Genomic DNA, 17,529 nt, shown 5'->3' on the forward strand with positions numbered 1-17,529 from the left:
CTCAGTCGGCGATCCGGATCAGCATCTTGCCGGTGTTCTCGCCCCGCAGCATCCCGAGGAACCCGTCCACCGTCCGCTCGAAACCGTCCACGACGGTGACGTCGGGCACGACCAGCCCACTGCGCAGACGCGGCACCACCAGCGCGTCCAACTCCGCCTGCGCGTCCGGGTGGTTGCGCACCAACACCCCTTCCAGGCGCAGGCTCTTGTCCACGATGTCGAAGAGGTTGCGCGGAGCGGCGGGCGGCTCGTGCGCGGAGTGGTACTGCGAGATGGCGCCGACCCAGGCGATCCGCCCATGTTCGCGGAGGGCCGAGATCGCGCCCTCCAGATGGTCCCCGCCGACGTTGTCGACATAGGCGTCGATGCCGTCCGGGGCCGCTTGCGCCAGCAGTGCGCCGACCGGGCCGTCGTGGTAGTCGAAGGCGGCGTCGAATCCGAGTTCCGCGGTCAGCCGGGCGACCTTCGCGGGTGTTCCCGCACTCCCGATCAGGCGTCCGGCGCCGAGCAGTCGAGCGATCCGCCCCACCGCGGTGCCGACGCCGCCCGCCGCCGCCGAGACGAAGAGGTCCTGACCGGCCCGGAACTCCAGCGTCCGGGTGAGTGCCACATAGGCCGTGAGCCCGGTGCCGCCGAGTATCGAGAGGTGGGCGGTGAGCGGGACCCCCTCGTACGCGGGCACCGGACGCGTTCCGCGTCCACCGGGTGTTACCAGGGCATGGGTCCGCCAGCCCGCGCGGTGCAGGACGAGGTCGCCCTCCGCGAGGCCGGGGGCCCGGGAGGCCGTCACCCGGCCGAGGGCACGGCCCTCCAACGGGACCCCCAGCTCCCAGCCGCCGTCCATCTCCTCGCGGTGGTACGGGTCGACCGAGAGGTAGAGGTTCTCCACCACCGCCGTACCGGGAGCCGGTTCCGGCACGGGCGACTCGTCGACGGCGAAGAGGTCCGCTGTCGGGAAGCCGTGCGGGCGGGCGGCGAGGTGGAAGGCGCGGGCGGTGCGCTGTGTCGTCATGCCGCTGAGGCTAGGAGGGAGCACGGTGGTCGGGCAGGGGGTGGCGTCGATGGAAGAATCGTTTCCATGAGCAGCTTTCATGTATCGGGTCCGGCCGAGGGACCCCGTGGGGTCCAGGGCCGGCGCCGGGTGGCGCGATGAACGACCTCCTCCCGCAGGAACTCCGCGTCATCGCCGCCGTCGCGGAAGCGCGCGGATTCTCGGCCGCCGCCCGGACCCTTGGCATGACGCAGTCCGCCGTGTCCCACTCCGTTCGTGCCAGCGAGCGCAAGATCGGCGCGGTGCTCTTCGAGCGCGGGCGGCTCGGGGCGGCGCCCACGCCGGCCGGTGACGTGGCCGCCGGGCACGCCCGGCGCGTCCTGCGGCTGCTCGACGTGCTGGGCGCCGAGGCCCGCGGGGCCGCCGCCGCGTCCGGTGGTGCGTCCGGCGGTGCGGACGTGGTGAGCGGCCCGCTGCGGATCGCCGCTTTCCGCAGCGCCGCCCTGCATCTGCTGCCACCGGTGCTGGCGCGGCTCACCGCCCGCCATCCCGGGATCGAGCCGGTGGTCCGGATGGTCCGCGAGGTGGGCCGGGGCACGGTCGGCGAGGTGCTGGACGGCCGGGCGGACCTGGCCCTCGCGACGCTCGGGGCCGCCTCGCCGGTACCGCCGGGGCTGGTCGGCGGCGTACTGCTGGAGGAGGAGTACGCCTTGGTGCACCCGGCCGGCCACGCGACGCCCCGCACCCTGCCCCTGGTCGACTGGGCCGAGAACTGCACCTCGTACACCCGCGACTGGTGGGCGGCCCAGGACTGGATCCCCCGGGCGACGGTCGAGGCCGAGGACGACGGGGCGGTGCTCTTGATGGTGTCCCGTGGCCTCGGCATGGCGATCATGCCCGGTCTGTCCCTGTACGGAGCACCCGACGGAACGGAGATCACTGCTCTGGGACCTGACCGTCCCACCCGTCGGGTGGGCTATGTCACCACCCCTGAGCAGGCACGATCGCGCGTGGTGCAGGCGCTGATCCGGGAGCTGCGGGCGGAGCGCGCGAAGGCGGCCGTCTCAGATAGTAGGAAGTCCGAGTAACTGTGGAGACAGGACGGCTCCCCTGTCCTAACTTGGTAGGAGCCGAACGAATCGCTCGATCGAGCGACTGTGGCGGTTGCGGGTGCACGCCCCGAAGCAGGTAACCCCCTGCGGCGTACGCCCCCCGCTCCTTCCGGCACCTCGAAATCCGATCCCGGCCCGGCCTCGGCGCCGCACCGCGATGTGCGGCCTGCCCCCGGCATCCATGCGATCTCAAGGAGTCGATCCATCATGGCCACCACCACCGCCCGTCGCGTCCGTCACGCCCCCCGTCCGTCCGAGTCGGACCGCAAGAACGCCGCCGCCGCTCTCCAGCGCGCCCTGGACCGCCGCGACAACGGCGGTTCGACCGGCCACTGAGCCGTCCGCGCTGAGCCGTCCGCGTACCACTCGACCCCACCCCGAACGCCCCGAACACCCTTGCGGTCGTCCGTATGGTGGACGCCTGATGTCATGGGGTGGGACGCACCGTTAGGCTTCCGGCATGTCTCGCAGCATCGATCTCGCAGTGATCCCCGGTGACGGAATCGGCCAGGAAGTCGTGGCCCAGGGCCTCAAGGTCCTCAACGCTGTCCTCCCGCAGGATGTGAAGCTGGAGACCAAGGAGTACGACCTCGGCGCCCAGCGCTGGCACCGCACCGGCGACACCCTCCCGGACGCGGAGCTGGAAGCCCTAAAGAACCACGACGCCATCCTCCTCGGCGCGATCGGTGACCCCTCCGTGCCGTCCGGCGTCCTGGAGCGCGGGCTGCTGCTGAAGCTGCGTTTCGCGTTCGACCACTTCATCAACCTGCGGCCCTCCAAGCTCTTCCCGAACACCGCGACCCCGCTCGCCGGCCGCCCCGACATCGACTTCGTCGTCGTCCGCGAGGGCACCGAGGGCCCGTACACCGGCAACGGCGGTTCGCTGCGCACCGGCACCCCCGCCGAGGTCGCCACCGAGGTCAGCCTCAACACGGCGTACGGCGTCGAGCGCGTGGTCCGGGACGCCTTCGAGCGTGCGGCGGCCCGCCCGCGCAAGAAGCTGACGCTGGTCCACAAGAACAACGTCCTCGTCTACGCCGGCCACCTGTGGAAGAACACCTTCGACCGGGTCGCCGCCGAGTATCCGCAGGTCAGCACCGACTATCTGCACGTCGACGCCGCGACGATCTTCTTCGTCACCCAGCCGGAGCGCTTCGACGTCATCGTCACCGACAACCTCTTCGGCGACATCCTGACCGACCTCGCCGCCGCCGTCTCCGGCGGTATCGGCCTGGCCGCCTCCGGCAACATCAACCCGACGGGCGCGTTCCCGTCGATGTTCGAGCCGGTCCACGGCTCCGCCCCCGACATCGCGGGGCAGGGCAAGGCCGACCCGACCGCCACGGTCCTCTCCGTCGCCCTCCTGCTGCGCCACCTCGGCTACGAGACCGAGGCCGCGCGCATCGAGGACGCCGTCTCCGCCGACCTCGCGGAGCGCGAAGAGGCCGCCACGCGTACGACCGACGAGATCGGCGACGCCCTCGCGGTACGCGTAGCGGGCTGACCCGACGACTCCACTTCGAAGCCGCCGGGTCGCACTCAGCGCCCGGCGGCTTCACGTGTGCGGCCCCCGGGTGCCACCATCGATCCCTGGACCGCATTCACACCATTTCGTGCACGGCCCCCCGCAAGTGATAATCGAACGCGGGGCCGTGGCTCGCGGTAAAGCTCGGACGTCCTAGGACCTGACCGAAAAGCGTCGGGCACGAACAGGCGTGAGCGCGGTCCATCACACACAAGACCGGTGAAGGACACGCACTCATGACGACGCCCACGATCGAGCTCAAGCCCTCCTCGAACCCGCTGTCCGACGCGGAGCGCGAGGCGATCCTGGCCAACCCCGGATTCGGCCGGCACTTCACCGATCACATGGTGACCATCCGCTGGACCGAGGGCCGGGGCTGGCACGACGCCCAGCTGGTCCCCTACGGCCCGCTGTCGATGGACCCGGCCAACATGACCCTGCACTACGCGCAGGAGATCTTCGAGGGTCTCAAGGCCTACCGCCAGCCCGACGGCACGGTCGCCTCCTTCCGCCCCGACGCCAACGCCCGCCGCTTCCAGCGCTCGGCCGCGCGCCTGGCCATGCCCGAGCTGCCCGTCGAGACGTTCATCGCGGCGTGCGACGCGCTGGTGCAGCAGGACAAGGCGTGGGTCCCGGCCCACGGCGGCGAGGAGTCGCTCTACCTGCGCCCCTTCATGATCGCCACCGAGGTCGGCCTCGGCGTGAAGCCGGCCAACGAGTACCTCTTCCTGGTCATCGCCTCGCCCGCCGGCGCCTACTTCCCCGGCGGTGTGAAGCCGGTCTCCATCTGGCTCTCGGAGAACCGCGTCCGCGCCGTCCCCGGCGGCGTGGGCGACGCCAAGACCGGCGGCAACTACGCCGCCTCCCTCCTCGCCCAGGCCGAGGCCGCCGCACACGGCTGCGCCCAGGTCGCCTACCTCGACGCGGTCGAGCACAAGTGGGTCGAGGAGCTCGGCGGCATGAACCTCTACTTCGTGTACGCCCAGGAGGACGGCTCGAAGAAGATCGTCACCCCGTCCCTCACGGGCTCACTGCTCGCCGGCATCACCCGCGACTCCCTCCTCAAGGTCGCCCGCGACCTCGGTCACGGCTCCGAGGAGGGCCGGATCTCCATCGACCAGTGGCGCGACGACACGGCGAAGGGCACCCTCGTCGAGGTCTTCGCCTGCGGCACGGCCGCCGTCATCACCCCCGTCGGCCTGGTGAAGTCCGAGGGCGGCGAGTGGACCCAGGGCGACGGCGAGCCCGGCGAGGTCACCATGAGGCTCCGGGAGCGTCTTCTCGACATCCAGCGCGGCGTCGTCGAGGACACCCACGGCTGGATGCACCCGCTCGGCTAAGGGCTGTCTTCGCGCGCCCGCCGGGAATCGCGGGACAGCGCTCAGGGCGCCCGCCGGGGGACCGGGCCGCACCCGCCTTCGCGCCGGTGCGGCCTTTTTCCTGCCCGGGGGATAGAGCACCGCTCTAAAAGGGTTGGATGAAACTTCCCTGTCGCTCCGGATCAGCGTTAGAGTGACACTCTAAACCCTCGACCAGGAGCCCCCATGCCCGTCACCCCCGCCCCCTTCCGCATGCCCCCCGAGTGGGCCCCCCACGAGCGCACCTGGATGGCCTGGCCGGGGCCCAATCCCACCTTCGCCTCCGACGCCGAGCTGGCCGAGGCCCGCCGCGCCTGGGCCGCCGTCGCCCGGGCCGTACGCCGCTTCGAGCCGGTCACGGTGGTCGTCGGCCCCGGCCAGGAGAAGGGGGCGGCGGCGCTGCTGGGGCCGGACGTGGAGCTGGTCGTGCGGCCACTCGACGACGCCTGGATGCGGGACATCGGCCCCACCTTCGTCACCGACGGCCGGACGCTCGCCGCCGTCGACTGGACGTTCAACGGCTGGGGCGCCCAGGGCTGGGCCCGCTGGGAGCACGACCAGCACATCGCCCGGGCCGTCGCCGAGCTGGCCGGAGCCCCCGCCCACAGCTCCCCGCTCGTCAACGAGGGCGGCGCGATCCACGTGGACGGCGAGGGCACCGTCCTCCTCACCGAGACCGTCCAGCTCGGCGAGGAGCGCAACCCCGGCTGGAGCAGGGAGCAGGTCGAGGCGGAGGTCCACGCCCGCCTCGGCACCGAGAAGGCCATCTGGCTGCCCCGAGGGCTGACCGGCGACTACGGGACGTACGGCACGCTCGGCCATGTCGACATCGTCGCCGCCTTCGCCCGCCCGGGCACCGTGCTCGCCCACGTCCAGCCGGACCCGGCCCACCCCGACCACGAGGTCACCCGGGAGACCCTGGCGATCCTCCGGGCCGCCACCGACGCCAGGGGGCGCCCTCTGGAGGTCGTCGAGGTGCCCGCGCCCACCGTCCTCCGCGACGAGGACGGGGAATGGGTCGACTACTCCTACATCAACCACTACCTCTGCAACGACGCCGTGATCCTCTGCGCCTTCGACGACCCGCGCGACGAAGAGGCCGCCGCGATCTTCCGGGGCCTCTTCCCGGACCGTACGGTGGCCCTCGTCGACGCCCGTACGATCTTCGCCGGCGGTGGAGGCATCCACTGCATCACCCAGCAGCAGCCGAAGGTCCGAGCGAACCCATGACCCGTGCCCCCCGTCGCACCCATCACGCCGCCCCGCCCCGCGAGGACGTCCTCGCCGCCGCCATGGCCACCGTCGCCGAGCGCGGGCTCGACGGGCTGACCATGGCCGGGCTGGGGCGGGAGGTGGGGATGAGCAGCGGGCACCTCCTCTACTACTTCCGCACCAAGGACGAACTGCTCCTCCAGACCCTGGAGTGGAGCGAGCGGCGCCTCGGGGCCGAGCGCGGTGCCCTGCTCGCCCGGCCGGGGACCGCCCGCGAGCGGCTGGACGCGTACATCGACCTCTACCTGCCGGCCGGGCACCGCGACCCCCACTGGACGCTCTGGCTGGAGGTCTGGGGCCGCTCGCAGAACGCCGACGACGACGCCCGCTCCCGGCAGGCCGCGATCGAGGGGGTCTGGCACCGTGACCTGGTGGCGCTGCTCGCCGAGGGGGTCTCGCGCGGCGAGTTCCGGCCGGTGGACGCCGACCGGTTCGCCACCCGGCTGCGGGCGCTGCTCGACGGGTTCAGCATCCATGTGACGGTCGGCATCCCGGGGACGGGGCGCGAACAGGTGGTGGCGCAGGCGGCGGAGTTCCTCGACGAGACGCTGACGCCGGACGCCGGGGGCTCACTGAGCGGCGCGATCAGCATCACGCCCGCATCCTGAGACGCCGCAGTCACGGGGCCGTCGCTGTGCGAGACTGCTGCCGTGTCCTCGTTCGTCATGATTATTGGCAGCAGGCGCGCCGGTCCGCAGTGACCGCCCCGTACCACCCCGTACGGCGCGGCCATCGTGCCCCAGACCCGCGCGCAGACCTCTCGCACCCGCGAGGGGTTTTTTCGTTTTCCGGCCCGCACCCGGGCCGGGGCGAGGCGCGCGGGATGATGGGGGCAAGTGGAGCTGGGGCCTGTTCCGGGTTCCCCGAAACAGGCCCAGACCGTCCGGATCCACTCATCCGACAGGAGTCAGATCAGCATGACCACCAAGGCCAACGCCACCGACGACAGTTTCCATGTCTTCGACACCACACTGCGCGACGGTGCTCAGCGTGAGGGCATCAACCTGACGGTCGCCGACAAGCTGACCATCGCCCGTCATCTGGACACCTTCGGTGTGGGGTACATCGAGGGCGGCTGGCCGGGGGCCAACCCGCGTGACACGGAGTTCTTCGCCCGCGCCCAGCAGGAGATCACGTTCGAGAACGCCCAGCTCGTGGCGTTCGGCGCGACCCGCAGGGCCGGCGGCAGCGCGGCCGAGGACCCCCAGGTCAAGGCGCTCCTGACCTCCGGCGCCCCGGTGATCACCCTGGTGGCCAAGGCACACGACCGGCACGTCGAGCTGGCCCTGCGCACCACCCTGGAGGAGAACCTGGAGATGGTCCGCGACACCGTCTCCCACCTCCGCGAGCAGGGCCGCCGGGTCTTCGTGGACTGCGAGCACTTCTTCGACGGCTACCGCGCCAACGCCGAGTACGCCAAGTCCGTGGTCCGCACCGCGTACGAGGCGGGCGCCGAGGTCGTCATCCTCTGCGACACCAACGGCGGCATGCTCCCCGCCCAGGTCCAGGCCGTCGTCTCCACGGTCGTCGCCGACACCGGCGCCCGCCTCGGCATCCACGCCCAGGACGACACCGGCTGCGCCGTCGCCAACACCCTGGCCGCCGTGGACGCCGGCGCCACCCACGTCCAGTGCACGGCCAACGGCTACGGCGAGAGGGTCGGCAACGCCAACCTCTTCCCCGTCGTCGCCGCCCTGGAACTCAAGTACGGCATGAAGGTGCTGCCCGAGGGCGCGCTCGCCGAGATGACCCGCATCTCGCACGCCATCGCCGAGGTCGTCAACCTCACCCCCTCCACCCACCAGCCGTACGTGGGCGTCTCGGCCTTCGCCCACAAGGCCGGGCTGCACGCCTCCGCGATCAAGGTCGACCCCGACCTCTACCAGCACATCGACCCCGAGCTGGTCGGCAACACCATGCGGATGCTGGTCTCCGACATGGCGGGCCGCGCCTCCATCGAGCTGAAGGGCAAGGAGCTCGGCATCGACCTCGGTGACGACCGCGCCCTGGTCGGCCGCGTCGTGGAGCGGGTCAAGGAGCGCGAACTCCAGGGCTACACCTACGAGGCCGCCGACGCCTCCTTCGAGCTGCTGCTGCGCGGCGAGGTCGAGGGCCGGGCCCGGCGCTACTTCCGTACGGAGTCCTGGCGGGCGATCGTCGAGGACCGCCCCGACGGCACCCACGCCAACGAGGCCACCGTGAAGCTCTGGGCCAAGGGCGAGCGGATCGTCGCCACCGCCGAGGGCAACGGCCCGGTCAACGCCCTGGACCGGGCCCTGCGCGTCGCCCTGGAGCGGATCTACCCGCAGCTCGCCAAGCTGGAGCTGGTCGACTACAAGGTGCGCATCCTGGAGGGCCGCACGGGCACCGAGTCCACCACCCGCGTGCTCATCACCACGGGCGACGGCACCGGCGACTGGGCGACCGTGGGGGTCGCCGAGAACGTCATCGCCGCCTCCTGGCAGGCGCTGGAGGACGCGTACACCTACGGACTGCTGCGCGCGGGCGTCGAGCCGACGGAGTAGCCCGACCGGCCCTGCCCCCGACCCAACCCGCTCCGACCTGGCCCGATTCGACCGGACCCCGATTCGACCGGACCCCGGACCAGTCCGGTCCGCATCGCTCGTGGGAGCCGCCGCCCGTCACCGGGCGGCGGCTCCCACGCGTTCGAGACGGAGCATTCAACCCTCCCTGCCCGGTGGGCTGACGGAGCCGGACCGGTCTCGACGCGAAGTGTCGCGAAGTGCCGCGAAGTGTCGCGAAGTACCGACGGCCCCGCGCTCGATGCCGTCATGCGGCGGCAGATCCCGCGACGGCTCGTCCGGTCGAGGGAACAGCCGAACTCCTCGGTCGTGTTCATCACCCACGCCGTCCCGCTCCTGATCGAATTCCCGGGCCGGATCGCGATCGTGCACGGGGGCCGGCCTCGACCGCAGGAAGAGAGAGCGCCCCCATGCCCCGCACGCCGCACCCCCGCACACCGCACCCCCGCTCCCGGCCCCAGCCCCGGCCCCGGCTCCGAAAGGACGGAGCGGGACCCGTGACGGCCGCTCTCGCCGCCGGGGCCGTGCTGGCCACCCTGCTCGCCGGCCCGCCCACCGGCCTCGCGGCGGCGGCGGACCCGGCCCCCACCCCGGGCGTCGTCACCGACACGGCGGTCCACCCGGTGAAGAACGGCGACAGCGCGGAAGTCGGCCTCTCCGTGACCACCACCGGCTCCGTGCCCACCGAGGAGCCCGTCACCGTCACGTACACCACGAAGGGCGGCACCGCCGGGGCCGGGAAGGACTACACCCCGGTCACCGGCAGCCACACCTTCCCCGCGGGCACCGCCTCCGGAACCACCCACAAGGTGACCGTCCGCACGGCGAAGGCGTCGAAGCCCGCCGTGGCGAAGACGATTCCGCTGGAGCTGACCGTCACCGGCGCCACGGCCCCCGAGGAGAACCCGCAGGTCGTCATCGACGCCCACGGACTTCCGTACCAGAACGCGAACCTGCCCGTGAAGCAGCGGGTGGCGGATCTGCTGGGGCGCATGTCGCTCGCCGAGAAGGCCGGCCAGATGACCCAGGCCGAGCGCAACGCGCTCCGCGCCCCCGGCGACATCGCCGCCCACGGCCTCGGCTCGCTGCTCTCCGGCGGCGGCTCGGCCCCCACCCCCAACACGGCGGCCGCCTGGGCGAAGATGACCGACGCCTACCAGCTGCGCACCCGGACCACCCGCTTCCAGATCCCGCTGATCTACGGCGTGGACGCGGTGCACGGGCACAACAACGTGGTCGGCGCGACGATCATGCCGCACAACATCGGCATCGGCGCGGGCCGCGACCCGAAGAGCGCGGAGCGGACCGGCGCGATCACGGCGAAGGAAGCCCGCGCCACCGGCGTCCCGTGGGCCTTCGCCCCCTGCGTCTGCGTCACCCGCGACGAACGCTGGGGCCGCTCCTACGAGGCGTTCGGCGAGGACCCCGCCCTGGTCGAGGCCATGGAGACGGTCATCCAGGGCATGCAGGGCAGTCCGTCCGGCAAGGACCTGCACCGCGCCGACAAGGTGCTGGGCAGCGCCAAGCACTTCGTCGGCGACGGCGGCACCGCGTACGGCTCCTCCACCACCGGCTCGTACACGGTCGACCAGGGCGTCACCCACGTCACGCGCGAGGAGCTGGAGGCCGTACACCTGTCACCGTTCGAGGAGTCGGTGAAGCGGGGCGTCGGCACGGTCATGCCCTCGTACTCCTCGCTGGACGTCCTGGGCGACGGCAAGGGCCCGGTGAAGATGCACGCCAACGCCGAGATGATCAACGGCGTCCTCAAGGACCGGATGGGATTCGAGGGCTTCGTCATCAGCGACTGGCAGGCCATCGACCAGATTCCCGGTGACTACGCCAGTGACGTCGTCACGTCGGTCAACGCCGGACTCGACATGATCATGGTCCCGACCGCGTACCAGGACTTCACGGAGACCCTGAAGGGCGAGGTGGTCGCGGGCCGCGTCACCGAGGCGCGGATCGACGACGCCGTCGCCCGCATCCTCACCCAGAAGTTCCGCCTCGGCCTCTTCGAGAAGCCGTACGCGGACACCACCCATCTGGACATGGTCGGCTCGGCCGAGCACCGCGCGGTGGCCCGCGAGGCGGTGGCCAAGTCCCAGGTGCTGCTGAAGAACGACGGAGCGGTTCTCCCCCTCGAACCCAGCCAGAAGGTGTACGTCGCCGGGTCCAACGCCGATGACATCGGCAGCCAGACCGGCGGCTGGACCACCAGCTGGCAGGGGGCCTCCGGGGAGACCACCACCGGCACGACGATCCTGGACGGCATGCGAAAGGCGGCGCGGACCCCCGAGTCCGTGACGTTCTCCCAGGACGCCTCCGCCGCCACGGACGGTCACGACGTGGGCGTGGTCGTCGTCGGCGAAACCCCGTACGCCGAAGGCATCGGCGACGTCGGCAACGGGCACGACCTGGAACTGACGGCCGCCGACCGGGCTGCGGTCGACAAGGTCTGCGCCGCCATGAAGTGCGCCGTGCTCATCGTCTCCGGACGCCCCCAGCTCATCGGCGACCGGCTCGCGAAGATCGACGCACTGGTGGCCTCCTGGCTGCCGGGCTCCGAGGGCGACGGCGTCGCCGACGTCCTCTACGGCAGGCGGGCCTTCACCGGACAGTCCCCGGTGACCTGGCCGAAGTCGGAGGCCCAGCTCCCAATCAACGTGGGGGACGCCGCCTATGACCCGCAGTTCCCGTACGGCTGGGGCCTGACCACCCTGAAGGAGCCCCCGGCCGGCGGTGAGCCGGCCCTCGCGGCCCTCGCCGCCGCTGCCCACGACGCCGAGAAGGCGCATCTCGGGAAGACCCCGGCGGGCAGGGCGATCGTGGACCGGGCCAGGCTGCTGGTCCAGCGGAAGATCGACGGGACGTTCACCCAGGAGGTCTCGAAGCCGTTCGCGGAGGCGGACCATTTGCTGCTCACCGGTGATCTGACCGGTGCGGTGGCCAGGCTGCGGACGGCCTACCGAGCAGCGTAGAAAAACCGCTCCCAGGCGGGCGACGGCGTTCGTCGCCCGTCTGGAGTAGCGTTAAGTATGAGGAAAAGGCTCTTTCCCGCGCTGCTGGCGGGCCTGCTGCTCATCTTCGCAGCGGCGGCCCTCGCCCTGACCTCCCCCGCCTCGGCCGCACCCGCCGGGACCATCCAGGACGCCGCCCAGGCCCTGCGCGACGACCCGGTCCACGTGGACCCGGGCGCGCGCGACCAGCTCTCCGTCGCTGACGAGAAGGCCCTGGAGAACAAGATCACGGACGCCGACAAGCCGGTGTTCGTGGCCGTCCTCCCCGATACGCCGGCCTTCCCCGAGGAAGGCCTCCTCCAGACCCTGCGCAGCGACACCGGCATCACCGGCGTCTACGCGGTCCGCCTCGGCGACGGCTTCGACGCGGGCGCCGACCCGCAGGTCATGCCCACCCGGGCGGTCGACAACCTCACCGCCGCCGTGGAGAACCCCACCACCGCCGGCGACGCCGACACCCAGCTCAACGCCTTCGTCGACCGCGCCGTCGAACAGGCCCGGGGCAGCGCCCCCGCCTCCTGGTCCGGCGGCTCGGGCGGTGCGGACGGGACCGGAGCCCCGGTCGGCGGCCTGATCACGCTCGGCGCGCTGGTCGCGGCGGGCGGCGCGGGCGCGTACGCGATCTCCCGCCGCACCAAGCGCCGCACGGAGGAAGAGGAGCGCGCCGCGCTCGACAAGCTCCGGGTCGTCGTCGACGAGGACATCACCGCGTACGGCGAAACCCTGGAACGCCTGGACTTCCACCCCGCCGAACCGGGCGCGGACGACACCATGCGCGCCGACTACGAACGGGCCCTGGACTCCTACGAGAGCGCCAAGTCGAAGATGGACAAGGCCGGGCACCCCTCGGACGTACGCGAAGTCACCCGGTCCCTGGAGGACGGCCGCTACTCCCTCGCGGTCCTGGAGGCCCGCCGCACCGGCGCGGAGATACCGGCCCGCCGCCCGCCGTGCTTCTTCGACCCGCGCCACGGCACGGCGGTCACGGAGGTTCTGTGGACCCCGTCCGGCGGCGCGTCCCGGGAAGTCCCGGTCTGCGGCGCGGACGAGGCCCGGCTCAGCCGGGGCGAGGACCCCATGAGCCGTACGGTCGACGTCGGCGACGGCAACCGCCGCCCGTACTGGGAAGCGGGCCCGGCGTACGGGCCCTGGGCCGGCGGCTACTTCGGCGGCGGCCTGCTCCCCGGCCTCCTGGTCGGCACCATGCTCGGCTCGATGCTCGCCACTCCGGCGTACGCCTCCGAGTACGGCGGCGGTGACTTCGGCGGCGGCGCGGGCGGCGACTGGGGCGGCGGCGACTTCTCCGGCTCCGACTTCGACGCCTCGGGCTTCGGCGGGGGCGGCGGTTTCGGCGACGGCGGAGGCTTCGGGGGCGGCGGCTTCGACGGTGGCGGGTTCTGAGCGTCCGGATCTTCCCGCGACGCCCCGGGTTCCGGCGGATCCCGGAGGTCCCGCGAGGCCCCGGGTTCCGGCGAGTCCTTGAGCGTCCGGATCCTCCCGCGACGCCCCGGGTTCCGGCGGATCCCCTCGGCCGGGGCCCGGGGCCCGGGGCCCGGGGTCCGGCTCCCGGTCCGGGGCGGCGGAGGGCCGCCCCGGACCGCGCGGGTCTCGCGCTCAGCCGGTGGTGACCCGCAACGTGCCCGAGGCCGTGGCGTCCGCGCCCGAGCCGTCCGCCGGCGCGGCGGTCAGCCGCCAGGTGTAGCCGCCGGCCGGCACGGGGCCGCCGGAGGCGGACGTACCGTCCCAGCTGACCTTCACCGGTCCGTGCGTGTCGTCGCCCGTCCAGGTGCGGACGGTCTCGCCGGTCGAGCGACGGATGAGGGTGAGCTGCCAGGACGCCGCCGGCTTGGAGAGCCACCACGCGGCGCTCCACGCGCCCGCCGAGGTGGCGGGCACGGTGCTGTGGGTGATGCCCAGGGGCGAGACCGCCTGCTGCGGGGCGGTGACGTGGACGGTGTCGTCGGTCCCGATCCAGGCGAGCTTGCCCGCGTCCGCGTCCAGGGTCCAGGTGGTGCCGCGGCCGTCGCCGGCCGCAGGCTGCTTCACGCCCGTGACGGTGCCGAGGTCCTCGGTGGTGCCGTCGGAGCCCAGGCCGGTGAGGCGCAGATCCCCGGACGCGTCGCGCGCGGCCAGGAAACGGTCGCCCAGCAGGACCCCGGCCACCGGCGCGGGGTAGTCCCGGTGGGTCGCCGTGTCGTACACGCCCGCGGCGTCCTCGGAGGCGCAGCTCCAGTACAACAGGGTGCCGCTGCGCTGGAGTTCACGGGGGACGCAGTCGGAGCCGATGTCGTGGGTCCCGGTCACCGTGCCGGTACGCGGGTCGACCACGTTCACCGTGCCCGGCTTGTGCGGGGCCGACTTGACCAGCCGGTCCCCGTCGAGCACCGCGCCCTGCACCGGCTGGTCGCGGACGACGAGGTCGCGGGACGTGTCGACGACGTACTGCCGACCGCCCGCCTCGTACAGCACGAACTCCGGTGAGGCGTCGAGGATGCGGCCGCCGGTGCCGGACAGGGCCAGGCCCGGGGACTGCTGTCCGGGGTCGTCGCCGGTCACCAGGGTGTCCTTGCCGGTGGCCGGGTCGGTGACCAGCCGGGCGAGACCCTCGTCCGTGCCGTCGGCGAAGCGGCCCGCCGCGAGTCCGGGGAAGTCCGCGAGCCGCGCGCCCTCCGCCGGATCGAGGCCGGTCCCGACGGCCTTGCCGTGCAACGTGTCCTTGCCGACGAGCGAGTTGACGTACCGCAGCCGCCCCCGGTCGAGGCTCAGCGCCCCGATCTCGCCGTCCGCCGTCTTCACCCCGGGCACCTCCCGCATCACCAGGTCGGAGATGATCCCGATGCCGTTCTGGTGGAACACGTGGATGGCTCGCTTGCCGTCGGCGTCCTTGCCCAGCGCCAGCACGTCCCCATAACCCTCGGCCCGGAGCTGGGTGAACTCCACCGTGGGCAGGAGCGTGCGCTCGGTGTCCGCGCCGGTGTGGGGCGTGAGCCGCAGCGGCCCGCCGGTGCCCTCGTGCCACACGATGCTGTCCTCCACGACGAACGAGGTGACCTCGCTCTCCGTGGACTCCGTGGCCAGCGGGACGACCTTCGGCGTGCCCGTGCCGCTGCGCGGCAGGATCCGGACCCCCTGGCCTCCGGTGCCGTTCCGCGAGAACCAGCTGATGGTCATCTGGGTGAGGCGGAAGCTGCTCGCGTCCCCGGTCACGGGCAGCGGCTTCACCCGGCCGTCGTACGCGGTCAGGATGCCGTAGCCCGGGGAGCCGTCCGCGAGGCGGTAGCCGATGAGGACCTCACTGCCCTGCCCGCCGAGCACCACGGGCCGGGCGTCCGTGGTGGCTCCGGCGGGCAGCCGCACGACGGGGTCCGCCGACGCCGCCCCGCCCCGGGCCACCCGCATCTCGTACGTCCCGTCGCCCTTGCGGACGGTCGCCAGCACCCAGTTGCCCGCGTAGCTCAGGTTGAGGTATTCGGCGGGCACCTGGAGGATGCTGTTGAAGGCGGGGTCCTCGATGCCGACCCGTACGACGTTCGTCCCACCGTCCACGCGCCGCTGGGTGTAGGTGGCCCGGTTGTGCTCGTCGTGTCCGCCGATGAGCCGATGCTCCGGTACCACAGCGATCTCGGTGACGACTCTGGTCCGGCTGTTGTACGAGTTGGTCCAGAGGTAGTCGTCGCCCTCGCGGTGCAGTACGCCGTACCTGCCGGTCATCAGGATCTTCTCGGGCCCGTCGCCGAAGGCGTCGGGCGCGGGTATCAGGACTTCGGCGGCCGCTGTCGCCCCGGCGGCGTGCGCGGTGGCCGGCAGCGCCGTGGCGAGCCCTGCGGCCAGCACCACCGCGACGGCCGCCGCTCCCGCGGCCCGTCCGGTACGGCGGCTGTGGGCGCGGCTGTTCGTGTACAGGTGTCGGGACACCTGACCCCCCTTGTCAGTTGACCGATGGTGCGCATCCGCGATGCGAACACGATCAACCTTATTCATATGTGGGGGAGTTGTGACCAAAACCTGCGTGAGCAGTGGTACGGAGCCTGCTCGCTACCGCCAGTTCACCCACCAGGCGGCCACGCCGCCGAGGACGATCAGCCCGCACATCACCGCGTTGCTCCGCCGGTAGTCCACGAGGAGCGCGGTGAACTCGCGGAGCGTCGCGTTGGGCCAGAAGTACGCGGCCGTCGGCGAGCCCACCACCTGCCCCCGGATCCGGACCCGCCGGGCGGTGAGAGCGGCGCGGAAGGCGTGGTAGTTGTTCGTGACGACGACGCACCGGTAGCCGGGCTTGGCCTTTTCCATGATCGCCTTGCTGAACCGCAGGTTCTCCTCGGTGTTCGTCGACCGGTCCTCCCGCTCGATGAGGTGTGCCGGAAAGCCCTCGGCCACCAGGTGGTCGGCCATCGCGTGGGATTCCGGCAGGTCCTCGTCGGGCCCACGTCCGCCCGAGGTGATGAGCACGGGAGACCCGCCGCGCCGGGAGAGCCGCGCGTGCACCTCCCGCCCGCGCTTCAGCCGGCTCGCCAGCAGCGGCGGCACGGTGGAGCCGCCGACGAGCCCCGAGCCCAGCACCACCACGAAGTCGGCCTTGCGGCGCACCCGCAGCCGCCCGTAGAGGAACGCGTAACAGACGAAGCACAGGAACAGGAACGAGAAGTAGAGCGCCAGCCCGCCGGCCGCCGTCGCCGCGCCGATCAGCACCGGCGTCCGCAGGGCGGCGGCGGTGGCGAGCAGGGCGAGGACGGCGAGGATGGCCAGGGCGGCCGACAGGGAGAGCAGATTCGACGGGCTTCTGCCTTCCTTGCGCAGCATGCGTACACCGTTGAGCAACAGAAAGCCGGTCAGTAGGAGCACCGCCACCGCCCCCAGGCCCAGCAGCGACCACACCACGACGGGCGCGGAGACGGAGCCGGAGTCGACCAGCCGGTAGAGCAGGCCGGCCACCGCACAGAGCGCGGCGAGCCCCAGGATGACGGCGTTGCTGAACTTGCGGCGCTCGCGCAGCACGCTCACACAGAAGACGAGGAAGAGGAGCGCCGCCGGGGCGAAGACCACCATGCGCACAGCCTAGGCAGCGCTCAGGGAGCCGTTGACGGCGAGGTGGGGGCAGGGCTGGAGGAGGGGGCCGGGGCGATCGGTGGCCGGACGCCGTGCCAGGCTCCGGCCCATGAGATGGAGTTTCAAGCTGCACGGCTGCGCGGCGGCCGCGCTGAGCGTGGCCGCCCTGGTACTGGCCGCGCTCACCTGGCTGCCCGGCGCGCTGCCGTTGTTCGAGCCGGTCTGGCCGATGGTGGCGGTCTTCTGCCTGGCCCTCCTGCTGCTCCTCGCGGCTGTGGTGCGCCACTTCGCGGCCGGCGCGGACCGGAGCGCGATGTGGCTCGCCTTTCGCTGCCTGCCCGGCAGGGTGCAGGCGGGGCTCGGGTTTCTGGCCCTGGCGGGTGCGGTCGTCGTCGGACTCGATGCGGCGGGGGACCGGCGGTTGCAGGACGCGGAGGTGCGCGAGGGCCGGTACGTCGCCTACGACACGTCGGTGACCACGGACCGGGCGGTCGAGCTGACGCGGGACGAGTACCTCGCCCTGCTGCCGAGCAGTCGGCGCTGGGTGTTCGCGATCGCGGGACTCATGGCCGCCGGTGCCGCCGCCGGCGTGCTGACGGTGGGAGAGCTGCGCCGCGCGGACTCCGCCTCCCTCACGCGGGTGCCGTGATGGAGACGGTGAT

Annotated in this window: 13 protein-coding genes; 10 read left to right on the plus strand and 3 right to left on the minus strand. The window is 72.3% G+C overall.

Going from position 1 to position 17,529, the window contains the following annotated elements; genetic code table 11:
- Nucleotide 1: 1 nt before the first annotated feature.
- A complete protein-coding gene (locus ACH4KB_RS03060) occupies nt 2-1,012 on the minus strand; it encodes an NADP-dependent oxidoreductase (RefSeq protein ID WP_398062988.1) in 1,011 nt (336 codons plus the stop codon).
- A 137-nt stretch (nt 1,013-1,149) separates the two neighbouring features.
- Between ACH4KB_RS03060 and ACH4KB_RS03065 the strand changes: the two genes are divergently transcribed.
- The 9 genes from ACH4KB_RS03065 (at nt 1,150) to ACH4KB_RS03105 (ending at nt 13,222) form a co-directional block, all read left to right on the plus strand.
- Entirely contained in the window at nt 1,150-2,079 is a 930-nt protein-coding gene (locus tag ACH4KB_RS03065; protein ID WP_398062990.1) for a LysR family transcriptional regulator, read from the plus strand.
- A gap of 231 nt (nt 2,080-2,310) precedes the next feature.
- Nucleotides 2,311-2,439 (plus strand): hypothetical protein, encoded by a 129-nt coding sequence (locus ACH4KB_RS03070; RefSeq protein WP_018960091.1) that lies wholly within the window; start codon nt 2,311-2,313, stop codon nt 2,437-2,439.
- Nucleotides 2,440-2,563: 124 nt separating this feature from the next.
- A complete protein-coding gene (locus tag ACH4KB_RS03075; protein ID WP_398062992.1) occupies nt 2,564-3,607 on the plus strand; it encodes a 3-isopropylmalate dehydrogenase in 1,044 nt (347 codons plus the stop codon).
- 257 nt (nt 3,608-3,864) lie between these two features.
- A complete protein-coding gene (locus ACH4KB_RS03080; protein WP_398062994.1) occupies nt 3,865-4,968 on the plus strand; it encodes a branched-chain amino acid aminotransferase in 1,104 nt (367 codons plus the stop codon).
- Between the two features lie 204 nt (nt 4,969-5,172).
- Nucleotides 5,173-6,216: an agmatine/peptidylarginine deiminase gene (locus tag ACH4KB_RS03085; RefSeq protein WP_398062996.1), complete on the plus strand. Its 1,044-nt coding sequence runs from the start codon at nt 5,173-5,175 to the stop codon at nt 6,214-6,216.
- Nucleotides 6,213-6,866 (plus strand): TetR/AcrR family transcriptional regulator, encoded by a 654-nt coding sequence (locus tag ACH4KB_RS03090; protein WP_398062998.1) that lies wholly within the window; start codon nt 6,213-6,215, stop codon nt 6,864-6,866. The genes ACH4KB_RS03085 and ACH4KB_RS03090 overlap by 4 nt, the downstream gene beginning before the upstream one ends.
- A gap of 309 nt (nt 6,867-7,175) precedes the next feature.
- The gene (cimA, locus tag ACH4KB_RS03095; RefSeq protein ID WP_398063000.1) at nt 7,176-8,783 is read left to right on the plus strand and encodes a citramalate synthase; all 1,608 of its coding nucleotides are present in this window, start codon (nt 7,176-7,178) and stop codon (nt 8,781-8,783) included.
- 515 nt (nt 8,784-9,298) lie between these two features.
- Nucleotides 9,299-11,782 carry a glycoside hydrolase family 3 N-terminal domain-containing protein gene (locus ACH4KB_RS03100; protein ID WP_398063002.1) on the plus strand — a complete coding sequence of 828 codons (2,484 nt, stop codon included), beginning with the start codon at nt 9,299-9,301 and terminating at the stop codon, nt 11,780-11,782.
- A gap of 57 nt (nt 11,783-11,839) precedes the next feature.
- On the plus strand, nt 11,840-13,222 hold the full coding sequence (locus ACH4KB_RS03105) for a hypothetical protein (protein WP_398063004.1): 1,383 nt from the start codon (nt 11,840-11,842) through the stop codon (nt 13,220-13,222).
- Between the two features lie 213 nt (nt 13,223-13,435).
- On the opposite strand, the gene ACH4KB_RS03110 is transcribed toward ACH4KB_RS03105, so the two are convergent.
- Both ACH4KB_RS03110 and ACH4KB_RS03115 read right to left on the minus strand, forming a co-directional pair.
- Complete coding sequence (locus ACH4KB_RS03110; protein WP_398063006.1) at nt 13,436-15,736, minus strand: FlgD immunoglobulin-like domain containing protein; 2,301 nt, start codon at nt 15,734-15,736, stop codon at nt 13,436-13,438.
- Nucleotides 15,737-15,856: 120 nt separating this feature from the next.
- Nucleotides 15,857-16,867 carry a YdcF family protein gene (locus ACH4KB_RS03115; protein ID WP_398063008.1) on the minus strand — a complete coding sequence of 337 codons (1,011 nt, stop codon included), beginning with the start codon at nt 16,865-16,867 and terminating at the stop codon, nt 15,857-15,859.
- 109 nt (nt 16,868-16,976) lie between these two features.
- Between ACH4KB_RS03115 and ACH4KB_RS03120 the strand changes: the two genes are divergently transcribed.
- On the plus strand, nt 16,977-17,516 hold the full coding sequence (locus ACH4KB_RS03120; protein WP_398063010.1) for a hypothetical protein: 540 nt from the start codon (nt 16,977-16,979) through the stop codon (nt 17,514-17,516).
- Nucleotides 17,517-17,529: the final 13 nt, after the last annotated feature.

This window comes from Streptomyces sp. NPDC017520, from assembly GCF_044329855.1.
Taxonomy (GTDB): domain Bacteria; phylum Actinomycetota; class Actinomycetes; order Streptomycetales; family Streptomycetaceae; genus Streptomyces.